At 64.7% G+C, this 9790-nt stretch carries 8 protein-coding genes and 2 pseudogenes; 4 read left to right on the top strand and 6 right to left on the bottom strand.

Annotated elements, in window-relative coordinates; genetic code table 11:
* Nucleotides 1-83: 83 nt before the first annotated feature.
* A pseudogene (locus IEY21_RS16265) lies at nt 84-191 on the bottom strand (helix-turn-helix domain-containing protein); the annotation flags it as partial.
* Nucleotides 192-790: 599 nt separating this feature from the next.
* Here IEY21_RS16265 and IEY21_RS16260 point away from each other — a divergent pair.
* On the top strand, nt 791-2182 hold the full coding sequence (locus tag IEY21_RS16260; protein ID WP_188905390.1) for a replication initiator protein A: 1392 nt from the start codon (nt 791-793) through the stop codon (nt 2180-2182).
* A 193-nt stretch (nt 2183-2375) separates the two neighbouring features.
* On the opposite strand, the pseudogene IEY21_RS16255 reads toward IEY21_RS16260, so the two are convergent.
* From IEY21_RS16255 to IEY21_RS17155, 3 genes and pseudogenes are all read right to left on the bottom strand, one after another.
* A pseudogene (locus IEY21_RS16255) lies at nt 2376-3475 on the bottom strand (IS4 family transposase).
* A gap of 364 nt (nt 3476-3839) precedes the next feature.
* Nucleotides 3840-4019, bottom strand: a complete 180-nt coding sequence (locus tag IEY21_RS16250) for a hypothetical protein (protein ID WP_188905389.1) — start codon at nt 4017-4019, stop codon at nt 3840-3842.
* Entirely contained in the window at nt 4016-4219 is a 204-nt protein-coding gene (locus tag IEY21_RS17155) for a CPBP family glutamic-type intramembrane protease (RefSeq protein ID WP_373290532.1), read from the bottom strand. The genes IEY21_RS16250 and IEY21_RS17155 overlap by 4 nt, the downstream gene beginning before the upstream one ends.
* Nucleotides 4220-4393: 174 nt before the next feature.
* Here IEY21_RS17155 and IEY21_RS16240 point away from each other — a divergent pair, with 174 nt between their 5' ends.
* Together IEY21_RS16240 and IEY21_RS16235 are read left to right on the top strand one after the other, a co-directional pair.
* Nucleotides 4394-5164 (top strand): ParA family protein, encoded by a 771-nt coding sequence (locus IEY21_RS16240; protein WP_188905387.1) that lies wholly within the window; start codon nt 4394-4396, stop codon nt 5162-5164.
* The gene (locus IEY21_RS16235) at nt 5161-6033 is read left to right on the top strand and encodes a ParB/RepB/Spo0J family partition protein (protein WP_188905386.1); all 873 of its coding nucleotides are present in this window, start codon (nt 5161-5163) and stop codon (nt 6031-6033) included. The genes IEY21_RS16240 and IEY21_RS16235 overlap by 4 nt, the downstream gene beginning before the upstream one ends.
* A 548-nt stretch (nt 6034-6581) precedes the next feature.
* Here the strand turns inward: IEY21_RS16235 and IEY21_RS16230 are convergent.
* Nucleotides 6582-7127: a tyrosine-type recombinase/integrase gene (locus tag IEY21_RS16230; RefSeq protein WP_229753183.1), complete on the bottom strand. Its 546-nt coding sequence runs from the start codon at nt 7125-7127 to the stop codon at nt 6582-6584.
* The gene (locus IEY21_RS16225; RefSeq protein WP_188905385.1) at nt 7109-7843 is read right to left on the bottom strand and encodes a tyrosine-type recombinase/integrase; all 735 of its coding nucleotides are present in this window, start codon (nt 7841-7843) and stop codon (nt 7109-7111) included. Before IEY21_RS16225 ends, IEY21_RS16230 begins: the two co-directional genes overlap by 19 nt.
* 1223 nt (nt 7844-9066) lie before the next feature.
* Here IEY21_RS16225 and IEY21_RS16220 point away from each other — a divergent pair.
* Nucleotides 9067-9708, top strand: a complete 642-nt coding sequence (locus tag IEY21_RS16220) for a queuosine precursor transporter (RefSeq protein WP_188905384.1) — start codon at nt 9067-9069, stop codon at nt 9706-9708.
* The last annotated feature ends 82 nt before the right edge of the window (nt 9709-9790 follow it).

Below are 9790 nucleotides of genomic sequence, written 5' to 3'. Positions count from 1 at the left end.
CGGCTCCTTCGGTACCGTCAGCCTAAGAGCTGACGGGGGCGAAGTGCCTTGCCTCCTGGTCCGCTCCTGGGGGGTCACTCCAAGGCATTGAGGCCCAGTTCGCGAGCAGTGTGGGAGAGGTTGCCGCCCGTTCGGGCGAGCTGAACGGCGTCTCGCTTGAACTCGGCGGAATGGATTCTGCGGTGGGTCATGATGATGCCTCCTATTGTCGAGGCTTATCTCCATCTGCGCAAAACCGGGTCACCCTCAGTCAGGTGCCTGCCCTGCTGCGCGAACTCCGCTCCCGGCTGCACCCGGCGTGACGGCAGAAATGATCGACCACACCGCTGTGCTCATCCATAACCCGCCACCCGTGTTTGATGTCACCGATGTCCACACACCGGAGGGCGGTGACACCAAAAGGCGCGAAAAGGCAGTACACCTATCTGAGACACACCTGAGGCATCACCTGGGACACACCCGAGGGATTGCTCTGAACTGCCTGAGACACACCCGTGGAGTTCGACGTTCCCCGCCTGGGACACACTCGTGGGAATCCAGACAAATCCCACAGGTGTGTCCCAGGCATCACCTGGGACACACCCGTGGGATTCGCTGAGACATACCTGCGGCATTTTTTTGGGCTGCTGAGACATACTCGAGGCATTACCTGAGACATACTTATGGCGTTCGGTCGATCTGCTGCGTCCCAGACGGCATCTGGCCCCTCCTCTTGTTGGTGTTTTTCACCAATTACTTGTCAAGATCTTTTTCCAGGTAAGGAATATGTTGTTCAACACCAAGGGGGCCCGTGACTGACAAACAGCGCAGCAGTTTCGATGACCTGAACTGGGGCCGGCTCAACCTGGTCTCGGCACAGGACCAGCTGGCCGGACAGAATTCCTGGCGGGTGACCTATCAGGACGGAGAGCGCCTCGTGCGGGTCTCCTGCAGGGCCCTGCCCGAGTTGGGTGTCCCTCACGGTATCGACAACGACGTCAGCAGCGCGCTGATCGACCACTACATGAGCATCGGATTGCCCGACGACGGCATCATGACGCTGGCGGTGTCTGAGCTGATGCAGCTCGCTGGCTTTCACCGCAACGGCAAGTACCGGGGGATGCTCTCGACCAGTCTGGACCGGCTGCACACGACCTCGTACGAGATCGGTGGAGGCTGGAGGGACCATCCCAACCGGCGCTGGACCACGGCGAAATTCCATTTCATCGAGTTGCTGGAATACACGCATCAGGGCGAGTCGGGCAGATTCGATGAACGGAGCATGCTCAGACTCCGACTCGCGGAGCAGCTGGTAGCCTCTCTGCGGAGCGGCTACACCAAGCCCCTCAACATTGAGTTCATGCAGTCGCTGTCCAGGCCGCGCACCCGCATTATTTTTCGCCTGCTCGACGCAATGCGCTACCATCCCGAATCTCCTGACGAGCTGGTCGATGAATATGAGGTCGGATTGATCGAACTGGCCGAGCAGTGCAAATTGCCGAACGTCCGTCCCGACGCCGTGAGGCGGGCCCTCGAGAAACCGCACGAGGAGCTGCTGCGCCGCGGTTACCTGCGCCAGATCGTCGTCACGGGCCGGGGCCGGGAGCAGCGCCTGAGGTATGAGTTTTCGCCGGATTTCACGCCGGTCAGTCCCACTCTCCTCCACCGGCTGCGCATGCACGGCGTGACCGACGGGGTCTCCAGGCAGCTGGCCCGTCAGTACACCACCTCTGTGCTGATCGGCCGCATCGAGCTGTTCGAGCGGCTCGTCCGGTCTGGCCAGCTCACGGTCCGCAAGACGGCGGCGCACGCCCTGGTCCACCTGATCAAGAACGCCGACCAGTACCCGGACAGTCAAGCCGGCAAGGTCATCACAGTGAAGCCAGAGTCATCGCGTCCTCGCCCTGAACGGGAAGCAGAGACAACCCCCGCCCTCCCCGGTTGGGCCGAGGAACTCGCCGGCCTAGCGCCGGACGCCGCCGCAGTGTTCACAGCCAAGCGGATCTCGCTGCTGTACACCCGCAAATTCAGCCTTTCTGAGCTCGACACGGTGCGCGATCTGGTGACGCAGGGGCGACTGGATCCAGCCCCGCTGATCGAGTCGGCGCACCATCGGCTGGCCACCCTCGACGCCCAGGGCTTCGTGGACGATCTCAAAGAGCGGCTAAGGGCTGAAGAACAACGAGAAGAACAGGCCCTCTGAGATTGAGGGTGACCCGGTTTTGGCTCTTCCGACAATTCCGTGCAGCGGGCCAGCTGGCAAGTAAGACACGCTGACGCAAGGTTTCAAAAGACGCACGCCCGTACACGCCGTTTAGGGCCTGGGGTTGATGGGACAAACGAGCATGCTGAGCGCATAAAAAGGGAGACGATATGGCATGATATCGTCCCCACCCTCAGCACCTGGCACTTCGGGAAATTGATGTTCCAGTCGGCAGGAATGGCGTGCTGAGCAGCTCAAGGCAATTGCAGAAGGCGTCACCGCCCCACCGCAATGCCTGACTGAGGATCTACCACCCGATCCGTACCAGACTCACCACCGCCCGTCCCCGCTTGTCTCGCCTGGGTGGGTCTCTCTGCAGAGCCTGTACGCCAACCCGGGTCATCCAGGCCAGGGCCACACTGAGCAACCCAAACAATCGGGAGATGCGCTCGGGGGCCGTCATGTGCGTGGCTTCCAAGTTGAGCCCGCGGGACTTCAAGGCGGAGAATGTCAATTCGATGCCCCACCTGAGCCGATAGGTGGTCAGGACGTCCAGGACGGGCAAATCCGAGGCGACGATCACCCTGTCCCCCGCGGGGGACAGGGTGATGACCACGTGCATCCAGCCGCCGTAGACTAGGTCCGCTCGAACAGCGTACGGACCTCACCCGGTTGGAGCGTGGTGAATAGATCCCGGGCCAGGTCATCCTGGGTGCGGGTGTTCTCCCGGATACGCAGACACTGCCGGATGCGTATCCAGCGCGGAAATGAGCACCACTGCTGCCCGACGAACTCCCGCTCAGCGATCAACACCGCCCAGCGTCGGGCGGGCAGCACTCCCAGGAGGCGCGCGACCAGAAGGATCCGGGCAGCGGTACTGCTGTTCCCCTGATGCGGGAGGATGGACCACACGAGCGGGATGACTGCCCCGCCGAGGATGGCACCCAGCACCAGGATATTCAGGGCCGTCTGAGCGTCGTGCCAGGTCGACCGATCTATGATCAAGGTCAGCTTGCCCTGAGGGAGGAGCGGAAGCAGGACGTCTGTGACGTCCTGCGGGGTCAGTTGAGCGTCGTGGAAGACCCGCGCGACGGTGCGGGTCTTGGATTCAAGGGTGGCATCACGAGGAAGGTGAAGCGCAATCTTGCGGTGGAGCGTGGATTCGGCCTGGATCAGCGCCAGGAGCACCTCCGCAAGACGCCGAAGGGCGTCCAGACGGCGATGGGGCAGGGCGGTGTGCAGGTGGGTCGCCAGCGTGTCAGCATGCAGTCGAGCAGTATCGGGGATCGTCACAGACCCAAATACTGCCCTTCGTTGTGCCGGACCGCGTCCAGGACGCCATTTGCCGCAAAGTGTCAGGTGCTGAGGACCCTGCTTCTGATTCCAGTTCCCCGGAACGCAGCACGAGCCAAACTGGTTTCGGGTTCGAGCCTCAAGCGCGCTGCCCATCCCTGTTTAGAGGGCAGTCCCCAGCGCCGTGCCCATGAGCACTCCAAACGCGATGCCCATCTCGAGACTCATGACGGCGGACTCAGGAGTTCCTGGCCCTGCACGCCCACGTCCCGAACCTCCACCAGCACACTTGCACCACCGTGCCTGCTCCAGTCCGACGAAGCCACCTCTCGCCGCTGAGGTCAAGTGGGGTTGCCAGTACCCTTCAAATGTTCACCGGATGTGCCACTGCGCTTCCGACGTCGTCTGTCTCGGAGCGGCGCATCCCACGCAGCAGAACCCAGGCGAACCCCAACAGAACGATATCCTGGGCGACATTCAGCGGAATCAGCGGGAAGTTCGAGTACCGCAGGGTAAAGTCATGCAAAGCATGCAGCACCATCAAGATCCACAGGGCATTCGCAGTGCTGCGAAGGCCAGGCCGAAACAGAAGGCCCCCACCACTTGAGCGGCAACGATCGCCGGATCGCGGTACAGCAGGTTCCCGAGGTGCAGCGCGCCGAACAGGACTGCCGACGCCACCACTGCGCGCGCCTGACCACTGCTTTCGATCGTCCGTGAGTCCCTTCTCTCCGTACGGTTCATCACAGCTCACCCCCCTACCGGCGTCCCGTTGCCAGAACCCTTGACCGTGTTCGGAGCATGGGAGCGCATTTTCCTTGCTCGTCCCGGGCTGCTGAACCGGGATGGAAGATCCACGGGACGGCCCCGGTCTTACCGGTAAGACCGGTGGTCCGGGGGCGGTGTACAGTAGCCGACATGATCACCGTCACGGTTTTTAACCATGCTGGGGGCGCAGGAAAAACCAGCCTGACCCTCAACGTGGGCCACGAGCTGGCCCTCGGCGGCCTGCGGGTCCTTCTGATCGACCTCGACCCCCAGGCCAACCTCACCGGCTGGCTGGGCGTGGACGGGGTGGTCCGTGAGCAGACCGTCTATCCGGTGGCTGTGGACGGTCAGCCGCTGCCCGCACCGGTCCGGGTCCACGGTCTGGATCTGATTCCGGCCCAGGTGGGGCTGGCAGTCGCCGAGGGGCAGATGATGGGCCGGGTGGGCGCACAGGGCCGCCTGCGCCGTGCGCTGCAGGACGTCCAGGACCGCTACGACGTGGTCCTGATCGACAGTCCGCCCAGCCTGGGGCAGCTCGCCATCCTGGGTGCGCTGGCCGCCGACCGCATGGTCGTTCCCGTGCCTACCCGCCAGAAGGGCGTCGACGCCCTGCCCGGCCTGCAGGGAGCCTTCGCCGAGTACCGCGAGGTCCGCCCCGACCTCACGGTGGCGCTGTACGTGCCCACCCTGTACGACTCGCGGCGGTTACACGACCGCGAGGTCCTCGCCGACCTGCGGGCCCACCTCTCCCCCATCGCCACGCCGGTGCCGCAGCGTGAGGCCGTCTGGCTTGACTCCACGGCCCAGGGCGCGCCGGTGGGAGTGTACGCCCCGGGCAGTCCGGTACACGCGGACATCAAGGTGCTGACCGCCGACGTGGCGCGCGCCGTGGGACTGACCTACGCCGGGAGCGTGGCGTGACCCGCCCGCGTCCCCGGCGCCAGCGCACCGTGGCCGGACTGCTGGGCGACCTCCCGAGCGACCTCAGCCGACCGGACGCGGTCACCGTCCTGGCCGTCGCCGATCTGCGGCCCGGCTCTGCCCAGCCGCGGCGCAGTTTCGCAGACGCTGGCCTGGCCAGCCTGGCGGCGAGCATCCGCCAGCAGGGGGTGCTGCAGCCGCTGCTCGTGCGCCCGGTGGACGGCGGTCACGAGATCGTTGCCGGTGAGCGGCGCTGGCGGGCAGCGCAGCTCGCCGGGCTGGACGAGGTGCCGGTGGTCGTCCGCAGCCTGGACGACCGGGAAGCGCGCATGGCGGCCCTGCTCGAGAACCTGCAGCGCGAGGACCTCAATCTGATCGACGAGGTGGACGCCAAGCTCGAGCTGGCCGCCGCCGCCCTGGGCCTGCCGCGAGACGATGCCCGCCGCCGCCTGATCCGGCTGACCAAGGAAGAGGCGGGCGAACAGACCGCCGCGCTCGACGCCGTGTTCGGGCCGATGGGGGAGAGCTGGTCGTCGTTTGCCAAGAACAAACTGCGCATCCTGGGCTGGCCCGAGGTGGTACTCGAAGCGCTGCGCGGTGGACTGGCCCTGACGCTCGCCTCGGTGGTGGTTGGTGCGCCCGAGGCGCACCACGTCCGCCTGATCGACCTGGCCCGACAGGGCGCGTCACGCAGCGAACTGCAGGCTGAGGCCCGGCGGCTGAGCGATCCATCCCCGGCCCCCAGCGCAGCGGCCCAGGTGGCCCGCAAGCTGGGCAGCCGGCGCTTCTTGAATGACCTCAAGCCCGACGAACGCAGGGCCGTGGACCGCTGGCTCGCCCGGATGCCCGAGGTGCTCAAGGACCGGTGACGATCTGGTCTTACCGGTAAGACTGCGCGAGACCATGACGGAACGGTTCCCCGCATCACCTCGGGTTCATGGCCTGCAGCCCCGGTGCGGTTCCTGTCCCCGAACGTCCATGAACCCGGCATGATGGATGGCGGCGTGGAGAGACCGATCATGGCGGCGCGGACTCGCCGCGTTCCGTGGGGGAGAGGGTGGCCGCCCCCTTCACAGGCGAACGGTGCGGGCCATCTGATGTCTTCCCGCACGGGGCGCGAGGGTGAAGGCCGCGTCGCTGGCAGAGTGGCACGCGCGCTGCGTGGCGAGAAATCGTGTGGCAGGCAGCCTGCACATCAGGCCTCTTATCTGTGGAAGCCTGTGCCCCACTCCAGTCATCAACAGCTTGCCACATCCGGCAGGTGCTGGTTCAAGCCGTATGGTGGGGCGATCTCGGAGGTCGGTAACGTTTCCTGGAGACGGCAGCCACCGACTGAGGCGGGGGGCCTGCGCGGCGGCCTGGGGTGCATCCGGGAACCGCGGCCGATCGGTCCAGATCCCGTCGGGTGGGCCAGGATTCATCGCCGGCGTGTCACCGCCGCGGGTCGTCTGGCCAGACCGGCGAAGGCGACCTCCTGTGCCCACGCGGGAGCCTGACGAAGAAAGTTGCCCAGCGCCGCATGCAGGGTGCGCAGGGCATCGGCCCCCCGCTGGGCGTCCGTAACCGACTCGGGTGACAGGGCGGCCGAACGTTCCGCCGAGGCGCCCAGCAACACGTCCAGCGGCAGGGCGGCCACCACTTTCGCCGGCACACCCTGACGGATCAGTAGACTCGCCGCAGTGTGGCGCAAATCGTGGAAACGGATGCGCGGTAGGCCGGCGTCCCGCGTCAGGGCGCGGAAGGTGCGGTCCAGATGGCGCGGCTGGACGTGGTTGCCCGAGCCGGCGGTGAACACGAAGTCCCCCGGCGCCGGCGCGCGGCGCCTCCGGTGCTCTTCCCGCAAGTGGCGCTGCAGGGCGAGGACGATGTCGGGCGCCAGCACGAGCCTGCGCAGGCCCGCGCCCTTCTTCGGAAGTCTCACGGCGTACTGTCCGGCCTCGTTCCTCACCAGGTTATGACGCACGGCGGGTTCGTGGATCTGCAGGTCAATGTCGCCCCACTGCAGCGCCAGCAGCTCCCCTTGCGCATGCCCGTCGTGACGGCCAGCGCAAAGAGGGGACAGAGCCGGTGGCCGCGGGCGGCCGTGAGAAAGCGGGTCACCTGCACGGCCGTCCAGACCTGCACTTCCGGTCTCGGCGCCTTCGGTTTGCGGACATACTGGGCCACGTTCACCGCGAGCAGTTGCCACACCACGGCCTGACGCAGCACCATCCGGAGCTGGCCCAGCATACGGCCCGCTGTCTTCGGGGCGTGCGCGCGGTGCAGGGTCTGCGCCAGGTGCTCGACGTCGAGCGCCGTGAGGCTGCTCAGAGAGCGCTCGCCCAGCACGGGAAGGACGAACCGCAGCGTGTGGACGTAATCGCGGTACGTGGACGGACGCACGTCACGGCGCTTGTAGTCCAGCCAGCGCTCGAGCAGGGCATGCAGGGTCTCCGGCCGGGTAGAGGGCGGGAACGAGGCAGGCAGCGCCGTGCGTGCCCGCTGGCCACCACCCCGGGGCAACTGGTCTATCAGGATCTTCAGCGCCCGCTCCGTTTCGGACCGGGTCTTGCGGGTCACCGACCGGCGTCGCTGCCGCCCGGTTTCTGGGTCCCGGTAACTCGCCAGACCCCGGTATCCGGTCCGGTGGTCTTCGTGGTACACGGGATGGATGGTGCCCTCGTTGCTTCGTCTACGCATCGCCATGGCGGCCAGCAGAGCACGCGCGTCCCGAGACTCGAAGCGAAGACGTTGCCCGGTACCGCGCGGCCCACACTGCCGCCTTGTTGCTGGAAAAACGCAACATTCTACGTGGCCACACCCGCTTGCGTGGGTGGCAGGACGTTCTGCACTGCGAACACGTACGGCGGCACGTCAGTGCGGGTTCGGATCACAAAAACGAGCACAGGGTTTCTTCAACCTGCACGTGCGTATCACGAATCTCCACCACCCGGCTTGCTTCACCGTTCCCACTCACCCCTGGCCCTTGAATTAACAGCGTGCCTTCAAAACGTGGCAAGAGGTCGTGGGGCAGGTGGCCTGACCTTTAGGCCACCTGCCTTTCTGAGGTTCCCCTGCTCCCTGTATCCCAATAACTGGTCATAACCCTCGGCCCTGCACACCTGCGTCTTTGTCACCTTCGGCTGGGCATCACTCATCTTCAAGATGTTCTGCTCCACCCCTCGCCCGTGTACTGGCGGTCAGTACACGCCCTCATGCCGAGTTTTGTCTGGTAAGTAGCCTGCAGCATCTCGTGACCGACCATGATTCCGCGCTCGTGGAGCAGTTCTTGGACGTCTCACTAACTGGAGGGGAAACGGTCGTACAACGTCAGCAGGGCTTGCAGTCCTTCACCGTTCACCACCCCATAGGCGTTAAGTTGCCAGAACCGTCCTGAGGCTTTCTCGTTCGTTTCTGTCCTGGGCTAAATTCGCTACACTATCCGATAGCGCACAGACTGTGCCGCTGCCCTTCACCCGTAAGGCCGCACGGGCAACAGGAGAACTATGAATAAGTACTACGGCAGGATCTGGGTGTTTCTTGGCACCGGATCAGGTGGCAGGAGTGCCCCACCTGATCCCCTTCACCTCGGGCACGCGATGTCACCCGAATCCTCTGTTCGGGTGACATCGCGGCTGGCCCCCGGTGCCTCTCCTGAGCGCTCCGCGCCATACCGCTGACACAGCGCCCAGGGCGCCACAACCGAACGGTCTGACTCCCCGAATGCTCGGGGCCGACGGCTGTTCAGTGCGTCTCTAATTTCCCACACTGCTGACATCTGCCGTGCTTCCTTGCGAGGAAGGCGCCTGGGCAGTACCCCGCCACTTTGTCGTACCCACCGTGGGTGCACTGGACTCCGTCGTCCATGAACCGCCCGAGCGGTTTCATGCGAACAACGGTCTTCCCTTCCGGAGTCTGCCTACATGACCCAAATCAATCCCACACTCCTCATCATCTTGGTCTCCATCTACATCGGTGCAGAACTCGTCAGCAACGTCACGGCCGGTCGGCTTGTCCAGGTCGGATCATTTATCTTCCCCGGCGCCATATTCCTGTACGCGCTGACCTTCACCCTGCGCGACGCCATTCACACGGCAGGCGGTTGGAGCAGTGCCAAAGCCCTGATTTGGGGAGGTTTTGCCGCTAACGCTTTGCTCGCCGGCTACGGCTTGCTTGTGAATGCCCTGCCCAAACCGGGTTTCTTCAACACAGACGCCTACCAGGTGGTATTCGGGGCCACCCTCCGTGTCGTGATGGCCAGTCTTGCGGCGTACCTGATCAGTACCTTGATCGACGCACTGATCTTTGAACGCCTGAAACAGCGCGGGGTGGCCGTCCAGGTCATTGCATCGAACGCTGTCAGTACCACCCTCGACACGATCATCTTCATCACCCTGGCTTTCGCCGGCACAGGCGCGCCTCTGCTGAACCTGATGGTGGGGCAGATTATTTTGAAAATGCTGATCAGCCTTCTGTTGATTCCGTTGGTTCGCTGGGTGCGGACGCAGGTGACGGACGCGCCGAAGGTCGAGTCCAGCGTGCTGAGTGGGGCGGTGACCCGCTAATGCCCTGGACCCTCACGTCCGAGTTCACTTTCGACTCGGCGCACGTCATCACCGGCTACGACGGTCCGTGTGGACGCCTGCA

Source organism: Deinococcus aerophilus, assembly GCF_014647075.1.
Taxonomy (GTDB): domain Bacteria; phylum Deinococcota; class Deinococci; order Deinococcales; family Deinococcaceae; genus Deinococcus; species Deinococcus aerophilus.
This window is presented reverse-complemented; position numbering and strand designations above follow the sequence as displayed.